The sequence below is a fragment of the Nostoc sp. UIC 10890 genome (assembly GCF_054786515.1).
The window spans coordinates 4118269-4143632 of sequence record NZ_JBSGKF010000001.1; the positions used below are offsets into that span (position 1 = coordinate 4118269).

At 43.7% G+C, this 25364-nt stretch carries 19 protein-coding genes and 1 pseudogene; 8 read left to right on the plus strand and 12 right to left on the minus strand.

The features are described 5' to 3' along the window. Positions 1–61: 61 nt before the first annotated feature. The 5 genes from infB to ACWATR_RS16850 all read right to left on the minus strand — a co-directional run bounded on the left by infB (position 62) and on the right by ACWATR_RS16850 (position 7782). On the minus strand, positions 62–3226 hold the full coding sequence (infB, locus tag ACWATR_RS16830) for a translation initiation factor IF-2 (protein ID WP_460334596.1): 3165 nt from the start codon (positions 3224–3226) through the stop codon (positions 62–64). A gap of 484 nt (positions 3227–3710) precedes the next feature. Then, the gene (locus tag ACWATR_RS16835; protein ID WP_181927846.1) at positions 3711–3986 is read right to left on the minus strand and encodes a YlxR family protein; all 276 of its coding nucleotides are present in this window, start codon (positions 3984–3986) and stop codon (positions 3711–3713) included. 149 nt (positions 3987–4135) lie between these two features. Then, positions 4136–5422, minus strand: coding sequence for a transcription termination factor NusA (nusA, locus tag ACWATR_RS16840; RefSeq protein ID WP_460334600.1), 1287 nt, complete (start codon positions 5420–5422; stop codon positions 4136–4138). Between the two features lie 185 nt (positions 5423–5607). After that, entirely contained in the window at positions 5608–6069 is a 462-nt protein-coding gene (gene rimP / locus ACWATR_RS16845; protein ID WP_460334603.1) for a ribosome maturation factor RimP, read from the minus strand. 264 nt (positions 6070–6333) lie between these two features. Then, positions 6334–7782 carry a hypothetical protein gene (locus tag ACWATR_RS16850; RefSeq protein ID WP_460334606.1) on the minus strand — a complete coding sequence of 483 codons (1449 nt, stop codon included), beginning with the start codon at positions 7780–7782 and terminating at the stop codon, positions 6334–6336. Positions 7783–8208: 426 nt separating this feature from the next. On the opposite strand from ACWATR_RS16850, the gene ACWATR_RS16855 reads away from it, so the two are divergent. Then, entirely contained in the window at positions 8209–8919 is a 711-nt protein-coding gene (locus ACWATR_RS16855) for a peptidoglycan-binding domain-containing protein (RefSeq protein ID WP_460334609.1), read from the plus strand. A gap of 29 nt (positions 8920–8948) precedes the next feature. Here the strand turns inward: ACWATR_RS16855 and ACWATR_RS16860 are convergent, their stop codons facing one another. Then, positions 8949–9842 (minus strand): SDH family Clp fold serine proteinase, encoded by an 894-nt coding sequence (locus ACWATR_RS16860; protein ID WP_181927851.1) that lies wholly within the window; start codon positions 9840–9842, stop codon positions 8949–8951. A gap of 238 nt (positions 9843–10080) precedes the next feature. After that, positions 10081–11982 (minus strand): protein kinase domain-containing protein, encoded by a 1902-nt coding sequence (locus tag ACWATR_RS16865; RefSeq protein ID WP_460334612.1) that lies wholly within the window; start codon positions 11980–11982, stop codon positions 10081–10083. Between the two features lie 294 nt (positions 11983–12276). Here ACWATR_RS16865 and ACWATR_RS16870 point away from each other — a divergent pair, with 294 nt between their 5' ends. Then, positions 12277–13185, plus strand: coding sequence for a Tll0287-like domain-containing protein (locus ACWATR_RS16870; protein WP_460334615.1), 909 nt, complete (start codon positions 12277–12279; stop codon positions 13183–13185). Positions 13186–13220: 35 nt separating this feature from the next. Here ACWATR_RS16870 and ACWATR_RS16875 read toward each other — a convergent pair whose 3' ends face one another. The 3 genes and pseudogenes from ACWATR_RS16875 to ACWATR_RS16885 form a co-directional block, all read right to left on the minus strand. Next, positions 13221–14471, minus strand: a complete 1251-nt coding sequence (locus tag ACWATR_RS16875) for a protein kinase domain-containing protein (protein WP_460334619.1) — start codon at positions 14469–14471, stop codon at positions 13221–13223. 582 nt (positions 14472–15053) lie between these two features. Continuing rightward, positions 15054–15887, minus strand: a pseudogene (locus tag ACWATR_RS16880) (Uma2 family endonuclease). 39 nt (positions 15888–15926) lie between these two features. Then, positions 15927–16850 (minus strand): alpha/beta fold hydrolase, encoded by a 924-nt coding sequence (locus tag ACWATR_RS16885; RefSeq protein WP_460334623.1) that lies wholly within the window; start codon positions 16848–16850, stop codon positions 15927–15929. 601 nt (positions 16851–17451) lie between these two features. Between ACWATR_RS16885 and ACWATR_RS16890 the strand changes: the two genes are divergently transcribed. From ACWATR_RS16890 to ACWATR_RS16910, 5 genes are all read left to right on the plus strand, one after another. Beyond that, on the plus strand, positions 17452–18006 hold the full coding sequence (locus tag ACWATR_RS16890) for a thioredoxin family protein (protein ID WP_460334626.1): 555 nt from the start codon (positions 17452–17454) through the stop codon (positions 18004–18006). Positions 18007–18077: 71 nt separating this feature from the next. After that, positions 18078–18806, plus strand: a complete 729-nt coding sequence (pyrH, locus tag ACWATR_RS16895; RefSeq protein ID WP_069074277.1) for a UMP kinase — start codon at positions 18078–18080, stop codon at positions 18804–18806. Continuing rightward, the gene (gene frr / locus ACWATR_RS16900; protein ID WP_069074278.1) at positions 18793–19341 is read left to right on the plus strand and encodes a ribosome recycling factor; all 549 of its coding nucleotides are present in this window, start codon (positions 18793–18795) and stop codon (positions 19339–19341) included. The genes pyrH and frr overlap by 14 nt, the downstream gene beginning before the upstream one ends. Before the next feature lie 566 nt (positions 19342–19907). Next, the gene (locus ACWATR_RS16905) at positions 19908–21029 is read left to right on the plus strand and encodes a geranylgeranyl reductase family protein (RefSeq protein ID WP_460334630.1); all 1122 of its coding nucleotides are present in this window, start codon (positions 19908–19910) and stop codon (positions 21027–21029) included. A gap of 85 nt (positions 21030–21114) precedes the next feature. After that, the gene (locus tag ACWATR_RS16910) at positions 21115–21540 is read left to right on the plus strand and encodes a hypothetical protein (protein ID WP_460334633.1); all 426 of its coding nucleotides are present in this window, start codon (positions 21115–21117) and stop codon (positions 21538–21540) included. 177 nt (positions 21541–21717) lie between these two features. Here ACWATR_RS16910 and ACWATR_RS16915 read toward each other — a convergent pair whose 3' ends face one another. Further along, positions 21718–21981: a Uma2 family endonuclease gene (locus ACWATR_RS16915; RefSeq protein WP_460334636.1), complete on the minus strand. Its 264-nt coding sequence runs from the start codon at positions 21979–21981 to the stop codon at positions 21718–21720. Positions 21982–22093: 112 nt separating this feature from the next. On the opposite strand from ACWATR_RS16915, the gene lysS reads away from it, so the two are divergent. Continuing rightward, positions 22094–23611 carry a lysine--tRNA ligase gene (gene lysS, locus ACWATR_RS16920; protein ID WP_460334639.1) on the plus strand — a complete coding sequence of 506 codons (1518 nt, stop codon included), beginning with the start codon at positions 22094–22096 and terminating at the stop codon, positions 23609–23611. A gap of 69 nt (positions 23612–23680) precedes the next feature. On the opposite strand, the gene purF is transcribed toward lysS, so the two are convergent. After that, positions 23681–25180 (minus strand): amidophosphoribosyltransferase, encoded by a 1500-nt coding sequence (gene purF, locus ACWATR_RS16925; RefSeq protein WP_460334642.1) that lies wholly within the window; start codon positions 25178–25180, stop codon positions 23681–23683. Positions 25181–25364: the final 184 nt, after the last annotated feature.

Below are 25364 nucleotides of genomic sequence, written 5' to 3' on the forward strand. Positions count from 1 at the left end.
AGCCTTTAACTCCTAACTCCTAATTTATCACTCCTAACTTCTAACCATTTTACCCTCAACACTATCTCGTTAAGGTGAGAGTGCGGCGCTTCGTAACCATCTGATAGGATTCGATGATGTCACCTTCAACCCAATCATTGAATTTATCCATGCCGACACCGCATTCATAACCGGCGTTGACCTCACGGGCATCTTCTTTCATCCGTTTTAAGGAGTCAAGGACGCCCTCAAAGATCACCTTACCGCCACGTCGCACCCTGACTTTGCAGTTGCGAACTAGCTTGCCAGATTGAACGTAGCAACCGGCAACTGCACCACGACCGACTGGGAAGACGGCACGGACTTCGGTTTGGCCCAAGGGTTCTTCCACCAACTCTGGTTCCAAAAGACCTTCCAAGGCATCTTGGATATCTTCTAGGAGTTTGTAGATGACGTTGTATTCCCGGACATCTACACCTGCTTCATCAGCGGCTTGTCTGGCGCCACTAGCGAAGGTGGTGTTGAAGCCAATAATTACAGCGTTACTGGCAGCTGCTAAGTCGATATCTGTCTCGGTGATTTCCCCAGCAGTAGCCAACAGCATCCGAATTTGGACTTCGTTTTGTGGGATTTGCTTGAGCGCTCCCACAATGGCTTCCACTGAACCTTGTACGTCTCCCTTCAAGATTAAGTTGAGTTCTTTCAACTCGCCTTCTTGTGCTTGAGCCGACAGGGTTGTAAGGGTAACACGACCTTGTAACAGGCGGGATAGGCGTTGTCTATCGGCGCGATCGCTAGCGAGTGCTCTGGCTTCTTTTTCGTTCTGGAAGACCTCGAACTCGTCACCTGCTGCTGGCACATCACTTAAACCTAGTACCTCGACAGCAAAGGAAGGAGAAGCAATGTCTACTCTCTTGCCTCTGTCATCCACCATTGCCCTGACTTTACCGAAAGCCGAGCCAGCTACCAAGATATCTCCCACATGCAGGGTGCCATTCTGAATTAGCAGGGTAGCAACTGCTCCCTTAGCCTTATCCAAATGTGCTTCAATTACAGTTCCTTTGGCGGTACGATCTGGGTTGGCAGATAGTTCTCCAACCTCTGCTACTAAGAGAATCATCTCTAAGAGCGTATCTAGGTTTTCACCCCTGATGGCGCTCACGGGAACCATGATCGTCTCACCACCCCAGTCTTCTGAGGTCAGACCATACTGGGTCAGTTCTTGTTTAACGCGTTCTGGCTGTGCCCCTTCTTTGTCAATTTTGTTGATTGCAACGACAATTGGCACTCCCGCAGCTTGGGCGTGGCTAATGGCTTCAATGGTTTGCGGACGCACGCCATCATCAGCAGCCACTACCAATACGGCAATGTCTGTTACCCGCGCTCCTCGGGCCCGCATAGCGGTAAATGCTTCGTGACCAGGAGTATCCAGGAAGACTATCTGCTGGGGTTTACCCTCATGTTCCACATCCACATGGTATGCACCGATGTGTTGAGTGATCCCACCAGCTTCGCCAGCAGCCACTTTTGTTTTGCGGATTGAGTCGAGCAGGGTTGTTTTACCGTGGTCTACGTGACCCATAATTGTCACAACAGGCGGACGGCGGTGGAGATATTCTAGGTCTTCTGCACCGACCATTTCTGTAATTTTCCGAGCTTCTGCTTCTCGCTCGGCGGTTTCGACTTCTATTTCTAGTTCTTTTCCTACCAGGGTAATTGTGGGAATGTCCAGATTTTGGGTGATACTCACCGCCATGCCTTTGAGGAACAGGATTTTGACAATCTCTGTATCAGGGACGGCTAAAACGTCAGACAGTTCTTGCACAGTCAACGGCCCTGTGATCACCACTTTTTCTGGACGGTCACGTTTGGTCTCGGCTTCTTGGCGACGGTTTTGGTGATGGTCGCGGCCAGAACCAGACTTGGAACCAGATTTAGAACCAGGCTTTCTCGCTCTTGCAGTTGGGGCGCTAGCAAGAGTTGCACCTGGCATCTGTACAGGTCGAGTCGCTTTGGGTTTGGGAGGACGAGCGATGGAAAGGCTAACTTGGACTGTGGCTGGTGAGTCAATATCGTCATCATCTAGCAAATCTTCTTCAAACTCATCATCAAGTATGGGTTTGATCCGCTTGCCTTTGACGCCGGCTTTAGCCTTCTCTTTAACTTCGTCAATTATTTCCTCTTCTACCCACTTTTTGCCACCTTTGGTCGGGCGAGGCGGACTTGGGCGTTTTAAATCGAGGAGATCAGGTGTGACTGGTTCATCACCAGAACCTTGAGATTTGCCCGCTATTCCTGACATCTGTCTGGGTGGAGTAGCGATGGGCATTGCGGCTGCTACACCTTCACCTGGACGCGCTGGCCTGGGTCGTTGCCCTTCTCCCAGTTGTGATGGTGCAGATGGTCTATTGCCCCTCTGCTCTGGTCTGGTGGGTGAAGGGGTAGGACGACTTGTTCTTTGTGGCGCACCGACTGGAGACTGGTCAGTTGGCAGTTTAGCAACTCTCGGCTTAATTTGCTCGCGATCGCCGCCTTCCACTGGCCGCAGCCGTTGGTCGCGTTTAAGGATTGGTTTATCTGCCTGAGAGACTGGCTCATCTGCTACCTGGGCTTCTTCTGCCGCAGGTCTGGCTGGAGGAGCAACTAGTTGCGGTTTGATCGGTTTTTCTGACTTCGGTCTGGGTGGAACTATTTTTTCCGGTTTTGGGGATGCTATTTTTTCCGGAGCCTGATTTGAATTAGGCGTTTGTTCCAGGTCAGCGATCGTGGGTTGCTCTTGAGTCTCAGATTGAGTCCGGGGTACAGGTCGAGTTGGTACCGTCGGCTTCATGGGTGAGACCGGTGTAGCGAAAGGCCGTGGAGGAGAGGGAGGATTAGCTTCAGACAAGGCAGCTTGGGTATTGGTAGCAAGTGACGCCTCTGGGGCGTTGGAAGTAGTATTTCTCAATATTTTGGGTTTGCGTATTTCCAAAATTTGCTGTTTGTGGGGTGCAGCAGGTCGGTTACGTCCGCCGTTGGGTGGTGAATTTGGCTTATGGCTGGTTGTACCTAGTTCCTTTTTGGCTGACACATTCGTAGCTGCAAGCTTTTCTGCTGCCGCCCGGATGTTTTCTGCCTCGGATTCTGAAATCGTGCTGCTATGGCTTTTGACCGAGATGCTGAGCTGCTCGCAAATTGCTAATAGCTCTTTGTTATCCAAATTCAATTCCTTTGATAATTCATAGATTCTAACTTTGCCGTTGTTCATCCACTCTTCCCCTTTAATTTACAGTTTTAGCGGATGGTTGCCTGGTTTGCGACATCTCCATCCTTGGATTACTGTTTTTAGGTTGCCGTTCAGTTTTTGCCGGTGCCTCCAATCAGGAAAGAGAGATGTTTCGGTTTAATAGTGGCATCCCCACCAGGAATGATGGTTGAGGGATACCCATAAAAATTTCTTAAATAAAAGATTTTTATAGGAACCCTTGACGCCGAACTGCGCCTGAGCGCTACCAGGTTGCCATTTTGTAGTTTCTTGTTTTGTTGATTCTGAGTCTTCCACAACACAATCGATTACATCTTGATTCTGGGGGAATCTTGCCTCGCCCCTCTTGTTATTGAAGAGGCGAATGCCTTTTACACCCATTTACTATTTTGGCACTAACCTTGACGATCAACAGAGGGTGTGATGAAAGCACGACTTGAGCTTTCGACACAATTCTTCTGGAGATTAGGTCACAAAGTTGTTCCAATTAAATTTGGTTTTGGTTTTGGGTATTACTGCGGGCTAGACGTTGCGACAAGCTTTGGTACAGTGTTTCTGGCACTGATGCATGTAGCGATCGCCCTAGTCGATTTTTTTTTTGAGCTGCTTGTAGGCAACTTGTTTCTGGACAAATGTAGGCGGAACGCCCCATGCCCTGATCTAATTGTACCTTTCCCGATGGAAAGACGCGGACAATCCGCCAAAACTCATCTTTTGAGCCTACTTTGCGGCAACTAATACAGCGCCGATAATTTGGTTTCATCGGTTTTTTGATGATCTCAGTCCAGGATTTTGGATGTAAAAAGAAGTTTATTATTACTATTTTTTACTTATACCAAGTAGCTTTTGAGAGAATAATCCTTGAGACTGAGACTACAATCTACAGTATCAAAACTTTACAAAATTAATCAATTATTCATCATCGTTATTGTCAAAACTATCCTCCTCTTCTAATTCGTCCTGATTTTCATCCTCTAATTCTTCTTCATAGTCGAGATCATCTTCCTCAGATTCCTCTGATTGATATTTTGTTCTGACAGCTGCAAATTTGGCATCTTCTCCTGCGAAGTCATACTTAGCTTTGTCTTTGATGTCTATTTTCCAACCAGTCAGGCGGGCTGCCAAACGGACGTTTTGCCCTTCTTTCCCAATGGCCAAACTCAATTGATCTTCAGCGACTAGTACGTGAGTTTGTCGGGATTCAGGGTCCATTAGGCGTACTTCATCTACCCGTGCTGGACTTAAGGCATTGGCGATATATGTTGCTGGATCTGGCGACCAGCGAATGACATCTATTTTTTCACCGCGTAATTCGTTGACTACCACTTGAATTCGCGATCCCCTGGCTCCAATACAAGCACCAACTGGGTCTACATCGCGATCAAGAGTATCTACTGCTATTTTAGTCCGGGGACCGACATAACGAGAGGGGGGATTTGCCTCCCTAGCTACGGCAACAATCCGTACCACTTCATCTTCGATTTCTGGGACTTCGTTGGCAAAAAGATAAACTACCAAACCAGCATCCGCACGAGACACAAGCAATTGCGGTCCTCGTTGCTGACCTTGGGAAACTTTTTTGAGATATACCTTGAAGGTGGCATTTGCCCGATAATTATCGTTGGGCAACTGTTCCCGCTTCGGTAATTCGGCTTCTACTTCTGGCTGACCAAAATTACTGCTGACTGCCAAAACTACAGATTGCCGCTCAAACCGCAGGACTCTTGCTTGCAGGACAGTTCCTTCTAAATCTTGGAACTCTTCTTGCACCATCTGGCGCTGTTGATCCCGTAATTTTTGCGCCAATACCTGCTTAGTTTGCATTGCCGCCATCCGACCAAATTCTCCTTGGTCGGGGGTAACATCCAGCACCACAGAGTCCCCTAACTGTGCTTCGGGAGCGACTTGTTGAACTTCATCTAGGGAAATTTGGTGGTCTGTGTTATCTACTTCTTCAACAATGGTTTTGGTAGAAAGAACGCGAAATCCTTCTCCTTCAATATCGAGTTCTACTTCAAAATTTTCAAAATAATCTTCGTCAAACTGTTTGCGCTCTAAATTTTGGGCACGACGATAACGTTCATAGCCTTTGAGTAGTGCTTCTCTAATAGCTGATTGAACTGCAAGCCGGGGTAAATTCCGCTCGCGACTTATACTTTCAATTAATTCTTTTAATCCAGGTAAAGTAACCATTGACATAAGCAATCTCCTTTAAAAATTAGGAACTAGGGCCTGGGCATTGGGCATTGGGCATGGGGCATGGGGCATTGGGTGCAAAGGCAAAAGACTTGCAGCAACTTACCCTCTGCTCCTCTGCTCCTCTGCTCCTCTGCTCCTGCAATCCCTAGTCCCTCGTCCCTAGTCCCTAGCCTCTAATCACTTGTTTATCGGCGCTCCTCTAGCTGCACCTTAGTAATTAGGGAGCGGGGAATTTCGACTACACGACCTTTTTGGTTTAAGTAAAGTGCTGTCTCATCCCGGCGAATCAACTGACCAATCCACTCTTGTTGTCCGTCGTAGGGTGGCGAAGTGGAGATGATGACAGGAAATCCTTTAAAGGAAATAAACTCCCTGTCTGTTACCAGTTGCCGCGAAATACCAGGACTAGACACTTCCAAGACGTATGTATCTGGAACGATTTCCGCAGCATCTAAGGAGGCTTCTAAAGCACGGCTCATCCTCTCACAATCGTTCAACCCAGTGTCTTGCTCAGGATTGCGAATGTCTACCCGCAATACTGGTGGACTTTGGTTGGTGTGAAAAACCACGCCAACCACTTCCAATCCCAGTTCTTCTGCCACTGGTGTCGCCAAATCAATAATTTGTGGAACTAAAGGATGAGCCATGAGAGAATTCAATAAAAAAAGTGGGCTTCGACCCACTTCCTGCGATAGGTATATCTTCCAAGAAGTCTTGTGACGAACCAATGATGATTCGCCTAAATCGAGTTTAGCGCATTTATGGGATAGTCGGGCATTGGGCATTGGGCATGGGGGATTATGAAAAAGGGTAAAGGGGAAGGGGGAAAGGGTTTGTTTCTTTATCCTTTTCCCTTTGTCCTCTCATCCCCCTTATCTCCCTCATCTCCCTTATCTCCCTTATCTCACCCTCTACCCTTCTCGTATTTTGGGGAAAGTAGTGCCTTTATCAACTACTGCTGGAACTGATACTTGTGTTCTTAGCTGCCTGGTTTGCTCGATAATTTGGTCTATGTCTTCTTGAGACAAACGCTGGACGTAGTTGATTTTTATTTCCTCTAAGAAGTCAAAAAGTAAACTCTGAATTTCTGAAAGTACGTGTTTTTCCTTCATTTCAGATCCCAAGGCATCACTGAAGCTTTGTACGAGTTGACTGGTGAGTTTTGCGCCAACTGGATCTTCAACTGCGCTAACTAAAGTTTTGTAAAGATTAGTTGTGATTTGAGTCGCCATTTGTTCGCTTAATTGGGTTTGAGCCTGTCCCACGCCAGGGAGGTTCTGGAGGTTTCGGTAGACGGGGACTTGATGGAAGACGGTTTCAATGTTGTGGCGCAAAATGGCAACGATCGCAGGTTGAATTTCGGGTAGCACTTGGTAAACAATTGTTTTTACCAAAAGACCTGCGATCGCTTCTACTTCATTCACATTATTAATATCTATGTAGGGACGTAAATTTTCTTGTTGCGAGAGCCAACTTGTTACCTCACCCCGCTGAATTGAACCCTGAACTTGATTAATTACCCTCACCACTACAACTTCTGTGAGTTCTTCGGCAAAGTTGGCGACAATTCCTTGATGAATTTGTTTTCGCACTGGATGGAGATCCAATAATTGCGCTTGATCTAGGCGGACTAATACAGGTAAGACTCTCAACCATCGCCAAAATGGCAGTAGTAAAAATAGGTCGTACCAACGCCACAATAGTGCTTCAAACCAGTTCAAACCGGGATGTTGGCGTCTGATTAAGAAGGTACGCCCCAGCAATTCTACGCCAAATAAAATCACAAAGGGTAAGTCAAGAATCCAGAAATTATCAACAAAATCGCCATTTTCACCGATTTGGCGGTAATAGTTAGTAGCAATCAAAGGGCTGATTCTATCGTTAAAAAAATTAATTTCTTGAATCCAGCCATTTTGTGATAAATACGGCTGACTCCAAAAAGTGGCGAAGGATTGTTTTGCAGATTCGTTACCGATGCGATCGCGCATCCGATTTTTGATTTTTTCCAGAGTACCACTCTTATTCACTCCCGCGAACGGGTTAGTGTCGATCATCTCGTTGCTCAGACGCCTTATTTCTTCTAGCTTGCTCTTTACCTCAGATGACTCTAACCCTGTTTGGCTGACTTGTTCTTCTAATGCCTTGACTGTTTCTAAATAATTTTTCGTGTCTCGATAGGGTTCAATACCCTTTACTGGATCATAAATCTGAATAATTTGGGGAATTTTTCGCAAGTAGAAATCCCGCCAAGGTACGTAACTTAAATCAAACAAAACTAAACCTAAATTTACGGTGGCAGCAATTGCCATAAATCTTTCAAACCAAAGATTTCGCTGCTTAGAAGATTTTATATTTTTCATTTTTTGTCATATATTATACGTTTTTTGTTTGTTGGAATACTCTAAGCTCTTTCATTTATCGAACAGAATTCAGGAGTCAGGAGTCAGAATTCTTCTTCAAGAATTTTCGGTTCTTTCCAATCAATTACAGTAATTTTCAGTTGATTAAACCCCAGTAGGGGGGAATATCTTTGCGCCCCTACTGTAATTTACTGTTCAAAGGGTGTATTCGATTCAAATGATAATTGCTGTATCTCTGCTAATCAAAGATACTTCTTTCGATGGATGACACAAACTAGTTTCTGTAGTTCTAGTTAAAATTGACAAAAATAAATCAAAAATTGTTCAAAAATCATTAAATAATCGCAAAAAAAGTTATTAAACAAACTTAAAATGCAGCTGTTAACATTTATAATCCTGCTGATTTAATCCAAAGGAGTTTTAAATATGTGGTGTGGGTTTGGAAAATCAAGCGCAACCTTTGCTGTTACTTGCCTGATAACTGCTAGTTTAGTTGTAGACACAGGTTTCGCAGCCCCTCAACGTAGCTATACGCCTCAGCAATTCCGTTCTGTATTGCGCGGATTAGGCTATAACGTCAAGGTAACAAATACTGCTTTGACGGATGAGGAAACTAAAAAGGCAATTCGTGAATTTCAGACAGGTTATAAGCTAAAGCCTGTTGATGGGATAGCAGGGCCAAAAACCCAAGATTTTGCTGCCAACATCGTTCAAATTCTGCAATCAAATTTGAATGCAGTGTTGAAGCCAAATCCTCCCTTACCGCGCGATCATTTTTATGGTCCCCAAATGGAAGCAGCGGTGAAGGAATACCAGAAGAAAAATCAGTTGGAAGAAACCGGAATTGCTAATTTAGCACTCCGGCAAAAGCTCGATCAAGAAGCCAAGACACTTTTGGGTCAGCCAACAGCTAAACCGACAGCTAAACCGACAGCGACACCGACAGCTAAACCGACAGCGACACCGACAGCTAAACCAACAGCTAAACCAACAGCTAAACCGACAGCGACACCGACAGCGACACCAACAGCGACACCAACAGCGACACCAACAGCGACACCAACAGCGACACCAACAGCGACACCGACAGCTACACCAACAACGACACCGACAGCGACACCGACATCTACACCTTAGTCATCAGAAAAAATTCCTATTTTAAAGACTCAAGTCATCTGATTTGGTTCTTCTAAGGGTCTGCCTTTGGGTGTAGGTAGAATTGAACGGCGGTCATTGTAAGGCATAGGAATGTACTGCACACTGGGTCGTCCTCCCTGTGACTGTGGGTACAGATCCATGAGATTATAAATGGAATGGGGCAGTCCGACGGTTACGGGCAGCCCCATTTCTGTTGCTTCTTCAATAGTGATGGGATAGTCGTGGGTAACGCGCCCAGTTGTTAAGGCTTCGATAATCGGTTCGATATTTTCTGGCAAAACTTTTTGTTTGGGTATACTGTCTTTCAGTAGAGTTCGTACAAACCGCTGTACTTGTTGTATTGCTTTGCGTGAGAGGTCGGCCATAATTAGAGTTTGGTCATCAATCTCACTGATGGGTTTATCTTCAATTACTTTCAGGATACTTGCTGCGGGGTAATTACCCAATTGGGGATCAACTGGACCTAAGACAGCGTTAGCATCCATAATAATTTCATCAGAGGCAAGGGCAAGCATAGTACCGCCACTCATGGCGTAGTGGGGTACAAAAACTGTGACTTTTGCTTGATGGCGAATTAATGCTCTGGCGATTTGTTCTGTAGCCAAAACCAAACCACCAGGAGTGTGCAAAATTAAGTCAATCGGCACATCTGCGGGTGTGAGGCGAATTGCTCGCAATATTTGTTCTGAGTCTTCGATAGTAATGTAGCGAGATATGGGAATTCCCAGAAAGCTAATGGACTCTTGGCGGTGAATCAGCAAAATTACCCGACTTTCGCGTTCCTGCTGGAATTCTTGTAAAGCACGCAAGCGCCGATATTCTATTTGACGTTTTTGCCAAAGGGGTTGCAAAGAAGTCAGAAGCAGGAAAATCCAGAATAAATCACCAATACCAAAACCCATATATATAATTTATTGTTCAATAATCACGGTTGCCGTCATTATTGTCGCAAATTTGGGGCGATCGCAATTCTATCTGTAGATTTAAAAGTATCGAACTACACTCAGCACAGAGATATGTAAATTCAAAATTATGTTAGCGAGTCCGCGCACCCCTACAGGGAAGCAATCTACGCGCAACCTCTCGTAGAGAACATCATTACGAATTACGAATTACGAATTACGAATTACGAATTATTTACTACCCTCTTCGCCAAATCTTAATAGTGTCGTCATCACCACCACTAACTAGGGTTTGGCCATCGGGACTGAAGGCAACACATCTAACATAGTTGGAATGCCCTGTAAGTGTGCTGATTTCTCTGCCACTGTGTACGTGCCACAGTTTGATAGTGTTGTCCCAACTGCCACTAGCGAGAAATTGCCCATCCTGGCTAAAGGCAACTGACCAAACTGAATCAGAATGACCAATGAGAGTACGAATTTCTCTGCCTGTATTTACGTGCCACAGTTTAATCGTATTGTCACCACTGCCACTAGCAATAATTTCTCCGTCTTTGCTGAAAGCAATACAGTTGACGAAAAAGGAATGACCTAATAATGTGCAAATATTTCTGCCTGTGTATAGTTGCCACAGTTTAATCGTGTAATCATTACTACCACTGGCCACCAGCTGTCTATCCTTGCTATTGGTTGCAGGCGTTTTCGGAGAGTAAGCAACTGACGAAACTGAGTCAGAATGACCTCTGAAACTTTGGGTTTCTATGCCTGTGTGTACCTGCCACAGTTTGATTGTACAATCAGCACTACCGCTAGCCAGAAACTTACCATCTGGACTAAAGGCAACGGAATTCACCCAATTAGCATGACCAATGAGAGTACGAATTTCTTTGCCTGTGTTGACATCCCACAATTTGATGGTGTTATCCCAACTACCGCTAGCTAAAATTCTTCGGTTCAGGTCTACAACTCCCGCAGATTTACCGGAATCCCCTTGAAAAGAAAGGTTTGAAGAGATTGGGCTAAAGGCGACGGAATTAACCATATTGGAATGACTAGAAGACCAACGACCTAGTTGACGGACTAGCTTACCAGTACCCACTTGCCAAAGTTTGATCGTCTTGTCATTACTGCCACTAGCAATAAATTGCCCATCTGGACTAATGGCGATCGCATGAACCATACTAGAATGACCTTTGAGGGTCTGTATACATTGCCAGTTCTGCTGATCTAATACAACAAGTGGTAAAACAGGTGGAGGTAATTTAAGTCTAGGCGTTATCACTAAGGTAGATGATGTTGCGGTTACATCTTCCCCTTTATCCGGGTCTAATAAATCCAACCACTCCTGCACAGACTGGGGACGATAGGTTGACTCCAAATCCATGCCGCACATAATAGCCTGATTTACCCTGTTGCTGATGTTGGGATTAAAATATTGTGGTGGTTCTAAATTGATATTGTGACGTCTATCATCTGCACTTGTTGGTACAACTGCGGTAAGTAAATTATACAAAGTAGCGGCTAGGGCATAGATGTCAATGTATTCTCCTCGTGGCGCTTCTGATTCATACTGTTCAGGTGGGGCAAAACCAGGGGTACGATACACTGTATGCCTTTGGATCATATTAGGAATAAATTCTCTAGCGATGCCAAAATCTATCAGCACTGCTTCTGATTTATCAATGCGGATCATGATGTTGCGTGGTTTGAGATCCCGATGCAACAGTCCTTTAGAATGGATTAGAGTCAAAGCGTCGCCAATTTGCCGGATGTACAACAGCGCTTCTGCTTCTGATAGCACCCCTATCCGCTTCAAGCGCTGTCCTAAGTCTTCGCCTTCAATGTAATCCATCACCATGCAGGGCAAATTTCCCTCATCAAAGATGGTTTCTATCTGTACTATATGAGGATGGTGACACACAGCCAGCCGAACTGCTTCATCACGAAAGTCTTGCCGTAACTTGTTTCGGTGGAGTATCCAGGCGGGGTGATTCAGGATTTCTTCTTTGAGGGTTTTAATCACTCGCTGTTGATTCCGTTGATTTCTGGCAAGATAAGTAATGCCAATTCCGCCTTCACCTAGTTGGCTTTCGATAATGTAGCGTCCCCCGAATAAAGACTTTCCTGCATTCCACACCATTAGTAATATTTGACAATTGCTGGTATTTATTTTGGCACGGGATCAGAACAGCCAACACGAATTTTTAGGAATTCCATTTGAATTGCTGTTGTAGTTTTTTGGAGCTTAGTTACTTAGAGAACATTTTCATTAACCTCAATAATTACTAATAGTATAAAGTTGTATATACCCTAATAGTTTTCGCTAAACTATGCCTTTACACCAAAATATGAAAGTTAATTGCTCATATTAAAGTAAATGATGAGTGTAGTCATATTTGTTCATAATAATTTGACTTGTAAGTAATACAAAATTATGCTAAAAAATCTAAATCTGAAACAAAAGTTTACAATTCTGCTACTGATAATTTTGACATTCGGTCTGAGCTTGAGTGGATTTGCTCTGTCTTCTCTACTTAGGGAGAATGCTAAACAAGATATTAGCTCAACAGGTCTCATGCTCATGGAAACTATGAGTTCTGTTCGTAAATACACTAGTACTCAAGTGAATCCAGAGCTAGCCGATAAATTGGCTACTGAGTTTTTGCCGCAAAGTGTTCCTGCATACTCAGCAAGAGAGGTCTTTGAAATTTTACGAAAAACAAAAGACTACCGTGAGTTCTTTTACAAAGAAGCAACTCTCAATCCCACTAATCTTCGAGATAAGGCTGACGGTTTTGAGGCGGAAATTGTAGAAAGGTTCAGAAATAAATCAGACCTTAAAGAAGTGAGTGGATTTCGCTCAATTCCTGGTGGGGACATCTTTTATATTGCTCGTCCCTTACCAGTTTCTGAACAAAGTTGTCTGGTCTGTCATAGTGTACCCGAAGCTGCACCTCAAAGTATGATTAATCTTTATGGTGCAGCTAATGGATTTGGGTGGAAGCTTAATGAGATTGTTGGCGCTCAGATTATATCAGTACCTGCAAATAATGTCATCAACAAAGCAAATCAGTCTTCTTTACTAATTATCCTAATTGTATCAACTATATTTATACTGACTATCCTATTAGTCAACTTATTCTTGAATCGACAAGTTGTTATGCCTCTCAAACGCATGACTCGCATTGCCGAAGAGGTTAGTACCGGACATATGGAAGTTGAATTTGAGCAGATGTCTAATGATGAAATCGGTAATTTAGCTAAAGCCTTTAAACGGATGCAGTTAAGTTTAGAAATGGCAATGAAAAGAATCAAACGCACTCAGGGAAGTACAGGAGACTAAACAATCCAAAATTAAATATTATCCTCTTTAAATCTCTATGAAAATAGGCTTTTCCTGAATTCAATAGCTGCTTGAAAGTCAGGAATTTGCCTAGCTATAAGTTCAATAAACTGTTCAGGTGAAATGTAAGGATTTTCATCTAATATTTCTTCTATAATCACATTTGCCATTGGGCCGATGTGGTAGGCTAATCCTTGGTGACAACTTTTGATAAATTCTGGTTGGAGGGAAGGTTGTTGTTGTTCAATTCGCCCAGTTTGCGGACTAGTAGGTGAACTAAGTGAACTAAAAATCGTTTCTCCAGGTTGGTTGTATGACTGCGATATTGCCGACATAGCCTGAAATTCCGGATTAAATACCGTGGCAGGTAAATCATCAAACATGATTGCAGGAGACATTGCCACTTTTGGTTCTCCAATACGCTGTAAATCTGTGATAACTTCCCTGGCTGTTTGGTATCGCTTGTTAGGCCTATCTGCCAGCATCTGATCGAGTACTTGAGCAAAACTATCAGTAACATAGGTATAATAACGCCAGTTCCACTCAAGTGAATATTGATCCATTAGTAAAGATGGATCTCTACCTGTGAGTAGCACAATAGCTGTTACGCCCAAAGCATAGAGGTCACTAGAGGGGGAACATAAACCTAAGCTAATCTGTTCTCGGGGAGCGTATCCCACTTTACCGACGAGGGACATTTTGCCAACAAAGGTTACCTGGTGGTTAGAACTTCTCCCCTCGTTCACATCAGCAATTTGCTTACCGACACCAAAATCAATCAGTACTGGCAGATCCTTGCCAGTGGGTAACATAATGTTATCAGGAGAAATATCTCGATGGATAATGTTGTGCTGGTGGACATATTCCAAAACAGGTAGCAGATTTTTTAGCCACTGGATAACTTCGTCTTCAGAGAAATTTCTTCCTTGACGTTGAAGTTCTCCTAACAATCTCGAATATGTTTTACCATCAACATACTCTTGTACTAGGAATAGCCGACCATCTCCTTCAAAGCAAGCCAAAAACTTGGGAATTTGAGGATGTTGCAATTGATGAAGAATTTTTGCCTCTCTTTTAAATAAGTTGCGATATTGTTCCAGTCCACTCTCCCCTGTGCCGATGGGTGCAAATTCTTTGAGAACACAAGGTTCATCAAACCGACGAGTGTCAAAAGCTAAGTAAGTTCGTCCTAATCCTCCCTGTCCTAGAAGTTTTTGGATAATATAGCGGTTATCGATTAGAGTTCCAGCAGCTATTTCTGGCCTTGTGATATGAAACTGTGACATCTCATCGCACTCCTAGCGATTTTATTGTTGATAGATTATTTAGTTTGCTGAAAGTCAGAAACTCTAGCAGATAAAGGCTGATAACATCCTTCAAATTGAGGTTAGCACCACTATCAAAACAAGGAAATACACTTTTCTACAATCTTTCGATGGTCTTGTGTGACCAAATAGACAATTTTTACCTGAGTAGTTTAATCATGCTACTCATACTTAGGTATTTTAGCAGCCGCAACATAGCCAGTGTCTGCGGTAATATCTGCGAATGTTCAGGGCGTCGCTTTTTGGATTTGCTGCTGAACCTTATCTATACGCCTAGTAACCCAATTGACATTGAGTTTAGGAATAGTTAAGGATATAGCGCAACATAATGGTTTTTCTGAAAAACTGAGGTTGCTATAGACTTCCTGAAGAAAATATTATACGTATTTCAAGTGCTAAATATGCGATCGCTCTCAAAAATTAATCTTTCTGAGAGCCAATCTCATTATGAGATAGCTGTTTCAGAATCCGGTATCAAGGTTTCAGTACAGGTGATTTCTCAAAAGCAAAAAATATACTTTGTATCATAAAAGACTCCCGAAGCTACAATAATTCATCTAGTTCATCAGGATTCACACCTAACTGACGCAAACGTTCTGCTAATTGTTCTGCTTTTCGTTTAGCTTGAGCAGTTTCTTGTTTAGCTTCTGTAGCTTCTTGTTCTGCAATGATCGCTCGTTCAGTCGCAGCAGCGGCTTCTTCTGTGGGTACGGGAATTAATTCTCCCGCCAAAGTGAACCACCTTAACCACAACCTTTCAATATTTTGAAATGAACCCTGCCATAAGCCTAAACTTAAATCTATCTCTGGCATCAGTAGATATCCATCAGTCAAGTTCATCGGTTCATAGTGACCACCGACTAACTGGAAAGCCCGAAGTTCATTAGTATAGCGACTAAAAACAACATAGTAGGGAATCCGCAAAACTCGTTCATAAACTTCCTATTTACTAGGAGGTTTATCTGCTGCACTTTCTCTTCTTGTGCCTAAATCTTCATCTTCCGTACCTGGAGATAATAACTCAACAACCACGAAGGGATTTGCTGGTTCTTGCCAAGTTACATAACTTAACCGTAAATCCTCCCCTTTGTATAATTTTCCTACGCCTACCACACCAAACCAATCTGGGCGTTTATACCACAAAGGATGCTGGAGATCATAGTAGAGATTAAGGTCAGCCGCACTATAAACTAGTTCTGGATTCCAGTTAATTGGCTGAAAAGTTAAATATAAAAGTAAGGTTTGTAAAAAGTGAAAATCGTCTGGCAAACCTGGTTCCTCTGGGTTGTCACTTGGTAAATCATACATTGTTGGTAGAGTTTCCCAAGGAGGAAGTGGCGGATCAGATTGGGGAATATAGTGGGGAGAAGAAGTCATAGTAAAATTCTGAACATTTTGAGAGTGGCTGGATACGAATTATGCTTCTAATGCCGAGTCTTTTAAGAGCGATCGCTCCAAAATCCAATCGAGTAAAATTGGATTGACTAACTCCGGTGCTTCATCCTGCGGACAATGCCCCACTCCCTCTAAAGGAATAAACTTTTGTACTTGAGGAAAGTTAGCTAATTCTCTTCCTAACTTAATTGGTTCCCACGGATCAGCCGTTCCCCACAAGATAATCGCCGGACAGGATAACAGTGGTAAAAGGTCTTCTGGTAAAGGGCCTGTAGAATAAGAAGTAAAAGCTAGAAACACAGCACCAGCCCCCACATCGCTTGCTGGCGAAGTGAGAATATCTACCAACTCATCTGTCACCATCTCAGCATTCGAGTATGCTTGCAGCAGAATTTTCCGCACTGTTTTTGGTTTGGCGAGTTGATTGAAAAAGAACTCGCCAATTGGTTTAATAGATAACAGGCGTTGCAGTAGAGGCGCTCCGTAACGACGAGATAAAGGTAAAGTTACCCGTTTGCGATCGTGCAACAGCCGTAAAGAACAGTTGAGCAAAGCAACTCCCAAGGCAATATCTGGATTGCTTACTGCTGCTTGCATGGCTACAATACAGCCAATAGAATTTCCGACTAAAAAAGCTGGCTCACCGACAACTTCGCGGCAAAAATCTGCTACTTGCTGTCCCCAGGTTTCTAATGTGTAGGCAATTTGTTCACCAGGTTGAGGTTTTGCAGAAGCGCCAAAACCAATCAAATCAATCGCATAAACACGGCAACTTTCCGCTAATACGGGAATATTTTTCCGCCAGTGCCACCAAGAAGCGCCAAATCCATGCACGAGGACAACAGCTGGCCCAGTGGTTCCTTGGGTTTGATAGCAAATTGGAAAATCTTGCCAAATCCAGGTTTTTGTAGAGGTAAGTGCTGTGTTTGAAGTTGAGGTTGTCATGAGAATTTGAATAAAAACAAGGGTAAAAGCCTTTCAGTAGCAAAGCGCCAGTGAAATTGTTTTGAATTTGAAGAAAATTTATCAGATTTTCAAAATAAATCTTTTGCTCTAGTGATAGCCTATACCTATACCACGAAAGCTCCTAGTAGTCTGCCAAACCAAAATTGTTAGGTGAGGGCTGGGAAAAGGGTAAAGGTTAAAGGGTAAAAGAATAACACTTTTTCCCTTTCCCCTTGCCCCTTTACCCCGCCAAGTTTCCTTGGCGAACTACTAGGCTGATAACACTAGCATCAAGCTGATAGTTTTATCTAGTGAAATAGAGTTTTCATCTTGTTGATAGAGGTAATTTACTCACAACTTATATTTATTATGTCAGTATTAGAAATCAGAACTTTTGTAATGTGAGTAATATTTTCGCTGTTTAGATATGTCGGCGAATTAGCATCAGTGATAGATTCAGTAGTTTCACAATTTACGATAGCCAATATAAGTCTATAAGATTGGCGAATATGAGGCATCGGCTAAGGGGTGGTTTGCAACTGGAAACTGACGCTGAATTTAACAATATTTTTCTTGTTCCTAGTTCTGCGGGCCAGAAATCATGAATCTACTAGAAACAATTGATACTCCCGTTGGGAGCTACGCACCAGATTTTGAACTGCCAGGAATTGATGGTCAAGTACATCATCTCAGGCGTTATCTTGAGAAGTTCCGAGCAGTCGGTGTCATTTCCATGTGTAACCACTGTCCTTATGTAGAGTGGTATCTAAGCAAGCTCAGAAACATTCAAGCCGAATTTGCCCCAAAAGGCTTCACACTAATTGGGATGAATGGTAGTGATGGCGATCGCGAAACTCGGTCAAGCTTTGAAAATATGAAAGCCTTTGCCCTGCGTCACCACTTGAACTTCCCCTACCTGTGGGACTCTACGCAAGATGTGACCCGCAGTTTTGGTGCGACAAAAACACCAATGGCTTTTTTAATAGATACTAATGGTATAGTCCGCTACAAAGGTAGAATTGACAATCATCGCCAAGACCCATCATCGATGGGAGAGGATTATTTGAGAACTGCGATCGCTTCTCTGTTTAAAGGTCAAGAAATAGATATACCACAAACAGAACCAATAGGTACTACATTGATTTGGCGTAACTAGACATAGATAGTCCCTGTAACTGCTATCTTAAATTGGAGGCAATTGCAACTTTTTTGATAAAGCGGAACTTCATGGGAACGAATTACCGACGGGTTTTACTCAAACTGAGCGGTGAAGCCTTAATGGGCAACATGGGCTATGGCATTGATCCAGAAGTGGTCAAAGGAATAGCACAAGAATTAGCAGAGGTGATAGCCACTGGCACTCAAATCGCCATAGTTGTTGGCGGCGGCAATATTTTTCGTGGCGTCAAAGCAGCGTCGGCGGGGATGGACAGGGCAACCGCTGACTATATCGGGATGATTGCCACGGTAATGAACGCCATGACGCTACAAGATTCTCTGGAACGCATAGGAGTACAAACGCGGGTGCAAACTGCGATCGCTATGCAAGAATTAGCAGAACCGTATATCCGTCGTCGTGCCATCCGTCATCTTGAAAAAGGGCGGGTGGTAATTTTTGGTGCTGGTTCTGGAAATCCCTTTTTTACTACAGACACCACTGCGGCATTAAGAGCCGCAGAAATTGATGCTGAGGTGATTTTTAAAGCCACCAAAGTAGACGGAGTATATGATGCAGATCCTCATATTTATCCCGACGCCAAGCGTTACAATAGCCTCACCTACGCGCACGTTTTAGCCAAAGATTTGCGGGTGATGGATAGTACTGCGATCGCCTTGTGTAAAGAAAATAATATCCCAATTCTGGTATTTGACCTAACGGTGCGAGGTAACATCCACCGAGCAGTCTTGGGAGAATCCATCGGCACCCTTGTGGGAGGTTCTTGTGAAATTAGCTGAAGCTGAGAGTACGATGCAAAAAACCGTTGAGGCGACTCAACGATCTTTTAACTCGATTCGCACTGGTCGGGCCAATGCGAGTCTATTAGATAAGGTATTGGTGGATTATTACGGTTCGCCCACTTCCTTGAAATCACTGGCAAACATTAGCACGCCAGATGCTACGACGATCTTAATTCAACCCTACGATCGCAGCAGTTTAAATATAGTCGAAAAAGCGATTTCTTTGTCAGATGTCGGTTTAACCCCCAGCAACGACGGTTCCGTGATTCGGCTGAATATTCCGCCCTTGACAAGCGATCGCCGTAAAGAACTCGTCAAAATAGCATCTAAGTATGCTGAAGAGGGTCGTGTTGCTATTCGCAACATCCGCCGTGATGCCATCGATGCCATTCGCAAGCAGGAAAAAAACGCCGAAATTCCTGAAGATGAAGCACGAGATCAGCAAGATAAATTGCAAAAACTAACAAACAAGTACACTGCCCGAATAGACGAATTGCTGGCAGAAAAAGAAAAAGACATTACGACTGTGTGAACTACTCAGACTTGGCTACGGCTAAAGTCTGAGCTTCCCAATTCATCGGGAACAGCCATCAATTACTCCGTAGTTTTTTTGGTCTTACATTCCCTCCAAGGGCAAGAGTCCTGGTTCCCAAGACCCAAATCTTTTTCTTGCAACATATACCTACTAGTTTGGTTTTCGCTTATGGCATTGATGGTCAATAAATTGGATGTCTTACCAGAAAATACTGGGGATTCGTCATCCATAAGCGAATTTGTTTTTACTTGGTAAAAACAAATTCTGGATTAATCCTCATCCCCCGCTCACAATCCCCGTCTTAAAAGTACCTTGCTCGTGTTAGCGTTTGTCTGCAACACGCTGCACGAACGCAGAGAAGATGGGGACTTGCGCGAAGCGTTAAAGTCTAAAGCATAAAGGCTGAAGGATGATGGATAAATTCTTCAGCCTTTATCATTTATTAGGCATTTACAAAAATTAATCAAGTAGGGGCAATACCCTGCGGGAAGTCGCAAAGCGTCTACATGAATTGCGCCTACTCAATAGAAAATAAACTAATTAAGGAGCAAAAAATCAGCCTTATGTACGACTGCATCATCGTCGGCGCTGGGCCAGCTGGTGGAACAGCTGCATATCATTTAGCCAAACAAGGCCGCTCAGTATTAGTGTTAGAAAAAGAATCCCTGCCAAGATATAAGCCTTGTGGTGGTGGTGTATCTCCAGCGATCGCTCAATGGTTTGACTTTGATTTTAGCCCAGCGATTTCTTTGAAAGCCGACTCCCTTCGCTTTACCTGGAAATTGGGCGACCCTGTGGAAGCAAAAATTGCCACTAAAGAACCAGTCTGGATGGTGCGACGAGATATTTTTGATCATTTCCTAGTACAGCAAGGACAGAAGCAAGGGGCTGAACTACGAGATAATACGGAAGTAACGGGTATTGAATTTAAAAGTGACTATTGGCAAGTTAACACAGCCAATAGTCCAGTTACAGGTCGCTACTTAATCGCGGCTGATGGCGCTAAAGGGCCGATGGCAAAATGGCTAGGTTTCAAAGAACGCAAACGTTACCTCACAGGGGCTTTAGAGGCAGAAATCCCTGGAATTATAGAAAACCAACCCATAATTCATTTTGAGTTTGGCTTGGTCAAAAATGGCTATCTCTGGAACTTTCCCAAAGCTGATGGCTATTCCATCGGTGTCGGGACGTTTATTGGTCGTCAACCCCAGGACTTCAAAAAGATTTTGGATGAGTACGCCAAATCATTGAATGTAGACCTCAAAACCAGCAAACAATATGGACATCCCCTATGTATTTGGGATGGTAATCAAAAGCTGCACACCCAAAATGCGGTTTTGGCTGGGGAAGCTGCTTGTGTAGTTGATCCCATGACCGCAGAAGGCATTCGCCCCTCAATTGTTAGTGGTTTGCTGGCAGCCGCAACCATTAATGAAGCACTTTCTAATGACACTAACGGTTTAGAAAGATATAGCGAAGCCATTAATGAAGAGTTGGGTGCTGAGATGGCTTGGGCGCAAAAGTTAGCTGGAGCGTTTTATCGATTTTCCAATATTGGCTACAAAGTTGGTGTTAAGCACCCCTCTGCTCCCCAAATCATGGGTAAGATTATGTGTGGAGAACTGCGCTATGGCGACGTTGCAAGTCGTGCCCTCAAGCGTTTAATTTCTGGTTTTGGAGGTTAATTAACCAGACAAGTTGCTCTAAGCAACTTGTGAAAGGTAGGCAAACTTCCGCCATACTGTACTAGGCATTTCTAAATATGACAATATGGCAATTTACTTGACAAAACGGCTATCTGTGTTCGCTAATATTCTTGCTCTTGTCCTCTTCATGCCGGGAATTGCCTTAGCCGCACCCGTTCAAATCAATACGACTTATGGTGTTATTTTCGCCCAGGTGGCCAAAACTGCAAGCTACTCCACCTCATCAGAGATTGACCTGACTCCCTTACAAAGCCAAGAACTCCAGGCTGTGCGTCAGAGAAGAAACAGAGAAATTGAGGCAGTGTTAAACTCATCCCAACGTGCCCAACTTAATCACAATCTCCGGGCTGGTAATAATCTCAATCAAGCGTTGGAAAAATTGAATTTGCAACTAGAGCAGCAAGAGTTGGTAAAGGCGATCGTGCAATTTACTAACTTGAAAATGAAAGTTATTTCATCTAGGCATTTGCTAAAAATAGGACAGAAGTAAGAGCAAAAGCAATCATTTTGTGTAGCGCTTTCTTTTGCTGTGGTTTAGAAAATAGGAAATTTTCATTTACATCATTCTTATACCCTAGCGACTGAAAATCGCGTCTACACAAACAAAGTCCGCCTTCGCAAACTAATGCTAAAGCGTAAATCTCTGGATAGTTGGCGATCGCTAAACTTATGGAAACAGTTGATTAATCGGGACTTCAACTTTTGGAAAAGCAATCAAGGATAACGTTGCATCCTCCTGCAAAATAAATTCAAGATTGTAGCCTTCTAACCCCGGTTCGCGGAAAATATAAACCTGACGCTGATTCACATCCAAAATCCAGTAGTCAGCAATTCCTGCTCTAGCATAAAGAGGCGCTTTTTGTTTACGATCTGTTTCTAGCGTCCGATGATATTCGTTTACAGTCCACAAGCGCACTCTAGTTTGTGTCATTGTATATTTCCTGCGGTGGGCTACGCCTACGCACATCATTTTTAGGCGATTCTCTCTTACTCTCAACTTTGACAGCATCTATAATTAATCTTGCCCTATTTAGTTCGTTACCATGTCGGAAGAAGATATCCGAGCCGCCAGGCTGGAGAAAGTAGAACAACTCAAGCAGCTAGGGACTAACCCTTATGCCTATCGTTGGGAATCTACCCATCATGCAGCGCAGTTGCAAGAAAAGTTTGCCGATTTAGTCAGTGGTGAAGAAGTTGATTTAGAAGTTGCCATAGCCGGACGTATTATGGCACGTCGCGTTTTTGGTAAATTAGCTTTCTTCACCTTGCAAGATGAAACCGGTACAATTCAGCTTTATCTAGATAAAAATCGCATCCAAGAAGGTATGGCAGATATTGATGCCGATGCCTTCAATCACTTGAAGCAACTTACGGATGCAGGCGACATTCTAGGAGCCAAAGGTACTATTAAACGGACTGAAAAGGGCGAGTTATCTGTCTACGTTAAACAATATACTATCCTCACTAAATCCCTGTTGCCCCTACCCGACAAGTGGCATGGATTAACGGATGTTGCCAAGCGTTACCGTCAGCGCTACGTTGACTTGATTGTTAACCCGGAAGTGCGACAAACTTTCCGCCGTCGCGCTCAAATTACTGCTGGTATTCGCCGCTATTTAGAACAGCGGGATTTTCTGGAAATTGAAACACCGGTTTTGCAAAGTGAAACTGGGGGTGCAGATGCACGTCCATTTATTACTTATCACAACACTTTAGAAATGGAATTGTATCTGCGAATTGCCACAGAACTCCATCTCAAACGGTTGATTGTGGGTGGTTTTGAAAAGGTGTTTGAATTGGGGCGAGTTTTCCGCAATGAGGGAATTTCAACTCGACACAATCCCGAATTTACGACGATTGAAGTTTACCAAGCCTACGCCGATTACAACGATATGATGGCGTTGACTGAAGGGATTATTACCACTGTAGCCCAAGAGGTACTCGGCACATTGCAAATCACCTACCAAGGGGAACCTATAGATTTAACACCACCTTGGCGGCGGGTGACAATGCACGATTTAGTTAAAGAATTTACGGGTTTGGATTTTAATTCTTTCCAAAGTTTGGAAGCAGCAAAAACAGCAAGTAAAAATGCTGCTATTCCTGGTATAGATGAAGCCCAATCAATTGGTAAGTTACTAAATTTAGCCTTTGAAGAGAAGGTAGAAACTAATTTAATTCAACCTACTTTTGTAATTGATTACCCTGTAGAAATTTCGCCCCTAGCAAAACCTCACCGTTCTGTGCCTGGTTTAGTAGAACGATTTGAGTTATTTATAGTCGGGCGAGAAACTGGGAATAGCTTCTCAGAACTTACCGATCCTATCGATCAAAGAGAACGCTTAGAAGCCCAAGCTGCACGAAAAGCTGCTGGTGACTTAGAAGCCCAAGGTGTAGATGAAGACTTTCTCACCGCTTTGGAATATGGGATGCCGCCTACTGGTGGTTTAGGGATTGGCATCGATCGCTTGGTGATGTTATTAACTGATTGTGCCAGTATTCGGGATGCGATCGCCTTCCCCTTACTCAAGCCAGAAAAATCAGAATCATCCCCAGATTAAGTCTGGGGATTGGAGATTGGGGGATTGGGGACTGGGTATTGCTTTTCATGTCCCTAATCCCCCAAATCCCTAGACCACTACTTTTTCTAAGATCAGCTTAGAACGCTTCACTTGATCAGGAATCGCCACAGGATAATCTCCAGTGAAGCAGGCAGAACAGAAACTATTGGTGTCTTCTCGTGTCGCTTCTAACATTCCCTCCCAACTAAGATAGGCAAGGCTATCTACTTCGAGTTGCTTGGCAATTTCCGCTACTGACTTGGTAGCAGCAATGAGTTGATCCTGAGAATCAGTATCGATGCCATAGAAGCAGGGATGAGTTACAGGCGGAGAAGAAATTCGCATGTGTACCTCTATTGCACCTGCTTCACGCAAGGTTTTGACTAGTTTACGGCTGGTAGTACCGCGAACAATCGAGTCATCTACAATGATTACTCGTTTCCCTGCCAGCACATCTTTGAGGGGGTTGAGTTTCATCCGCAGACCCGATTCCCGCATGGTTTGGGTTGGTTGAATGAAGGTTCGCCCAACATAGCGATTTTTAATCAGTCCTTCGCCGTAAGCAACACCAGACGCTTGGGAAAATCCAATAGCAGCAGGTATACCAGAATCAGGAACACCAAAGACAATATCGGCATCTACAACAGATTCTTTAGCTAATTGGTGTCCTAATCGCATTCGATAGCTGTACAAACTCTCGTTGTGCATGACGCTATCAGGACGGGCAAAGTAAATCATTTCAAAGATGCACAATTTCCGCTCAGATTTTTGACTCCAATGATAAGAAGCCAAACCTTCTTCAGTAATCCAAACTAATTCACCTGGTTCTACGTCTCGCAGATATTCGGCTCCAATGATGTCTAAACCACAAGTCTCGGAAGCCAAAACGTAACGAACTGGATCACCAGCTAAAGTGCCAATTACCAAGGGTCGAATGCCATTAGGATCGCGGGCACCCATAACACCGATGGGAGTACCAATAACTAAACTAAAGGCTCCTTGACAACGGTGAAATGCCTGAATAGCACCTCCTAGCCAATCAGCACCCGTATCTATGGCTTCTGCGATCGCAAAAGCGATCATTTCTGAGTCTGTTGTGGTGACTAAGTTACATTTATTCTCAAGCAACTCTTGACGTAGTTGCACGGTATTGACTAAATTACCATTGTGTGCAAGAGCTAATGAGCCTAAACGGGTTTCTAATACTGCGGGTTGGGCATTAACTTTGCGGCTCGAACCTGTTGTGGAATAACGAGTGTGACCAACAGCAAGGCTACCAGGCAATTGATCCAAAACAGATTCATTGAAAACTTGAGACACCAAGCCCATATCTTTGTGGAGATGTACTTGTGTACCCTCAAAGGTGGCAATACCAGCTGATTCTTGACCCCGATGCTGGAGGGCATACAATCCAAAGTAGGTCAGTTTAGCAACGTTTTCTCCTGGGGCGTAGATGCCAAAAACACCGCAAGCTTCTTCTGGCTTGTCAGACTGATTTTCATGACTATTGATTGGGTTGTTGGGCTGGTCGGGGTATTCATCCGAAGTGACAGAATGAATAGAAATCATGCTAGCTTTGCTCCTGGTGGGGGGGTCAAGTCACTGGGATTATATAAATGGTTGCGGAGTTCTTAACAAATCTTTAACCATCCATTAAAACAGTACCGTAATTATGCTCAGAGACGCTAATAAAAGAGTAAGAAGTTATGCTTTTTATTCCTAACTCCTAACTCTCACTTTCAACTCCTCACTT

Bases quoted from the DNA above. Each gene is read 5' to 3' on its own strand.
- infB (WP_460334596.1), bottom strand. From the start codon at position 3,226: ATGAACAACGGCAAAGTTAGAATCTATGAATTATCAAAGGAATTGAAT.
- ACWATR_RS16915 (WP_460334636.1), bottom strand. From the start codon at position 21,981: ATGACACAAACTAGAGTGCGCTTGTGGACTGTAAACGAATATCATCGG.
- nusA (WP_460334600.1), bottom strand. From the start codon at position 5,422: ATGTCAATGGTTACTTTACCTGGATTAAAAGAATTAATTGAAAGTATA.
- lysS (WP_460334639.1), top strand. From the start codon at position 22,094: ATGTCGGAAGAAGATATCCGAGCCGCCAGGCTGGAGAAAGTAGAACAA.
- ACWATR_RS16855 (WP_460334609.1), top strand. From the start codon at position 8,209: ATGTGGTGTGGGTTTGGAAAATCAAGCGCAACCTTTGCTGTTACTTGC.
- ACWATR_RS16850 (WP_460334606.1), bottom strand. From the start codon at position 7,782: ATGAAAAATATAAAATCTTCTAAGCAGCGAAATCTTTGGTTTGAAAGA.
- pyrH (WP_069074277.1), top strand. From the start codon at position 18,078: ATGGGAACGAATTACCGACGGGTTTTACTCAAACTGAGCGGTGAAGCC.
- ACWATR_RS16890 (WP_460334626.1), top strand. From the start codon at position 17,452: ATGAATCTACTAGAAACAATTGATACTCCCGTTGGGAGCTACGCACCA.
- ACWATR_RS16860 (WP_181927851.1), bottom strand. From the start codon at position 9,842: ATGGGTTTTGGTATTGGTGATTTATTCTGGATTTTCCTGCTTCTGACT.
- ACWATR_RS16835 (WP_181927846.1), bottom strand. From the start codon at position 3,986: ATGAAACCAAATTATCGGCGCTGTATTAGTTGCCGCAAAGTAGGCTCA.
- ACWATR_RS16905 (WP_460334630.1), top strand. From the start codon at position 19,908: ATGTACGACTGCATCATCGTCGGCGCTGGGCCAGCTGGTGGAACAGCT.
- ACWATR_RS16875 (WP_460334619.1), bottom strand. From the start codon at position 14,471: ATGTCACAGTTTCATATCACAAGGCCAGAAATAGCTGCTGGAACTCTA.
- purF (WP_460334642.1), bottom strand. From the start codon at position 25,180: ATGATTTCTATTCATTCTGTCACTTCGGATGAATACCCCGACCAGCCC.
- ACWATR_RS16910 (WP_460334633.1), top strand. From the start codon at position 21,115: ATGGCAATTTACTTGACAAAACGGCTATCTGTGTTCGCTAATATTCTT.
- ACWATR_RS16865 (WP_460334612.1), bottom strand. From the start codon at position 11,982: ATGGTGTGGAATGCAGGAAAGTCTTTATTCGGGGGACGCTACATTATC.
- ACWATR_RS16885 (WP_460334623.1), bottom strand. From the start codon at position 16,850: ATGACAACCTCAACTTCAAACACAGCACTTACCTCTACAAAAACCTGG.
- ACWATR_RS16870 (WP_460334615.1), top strand. From the start codon at position 12,277: ATGCTAAAAAATCTAAATCTGAAACAAAAGTTTACAATTCTGCTACTG.
- rimP (WP_460334603.1), bottom strand. From the start codon at position 6,069: ATGGCTCATCCTTTAGTTCCACAAATTATTGATTTGGCGACACCAGTG.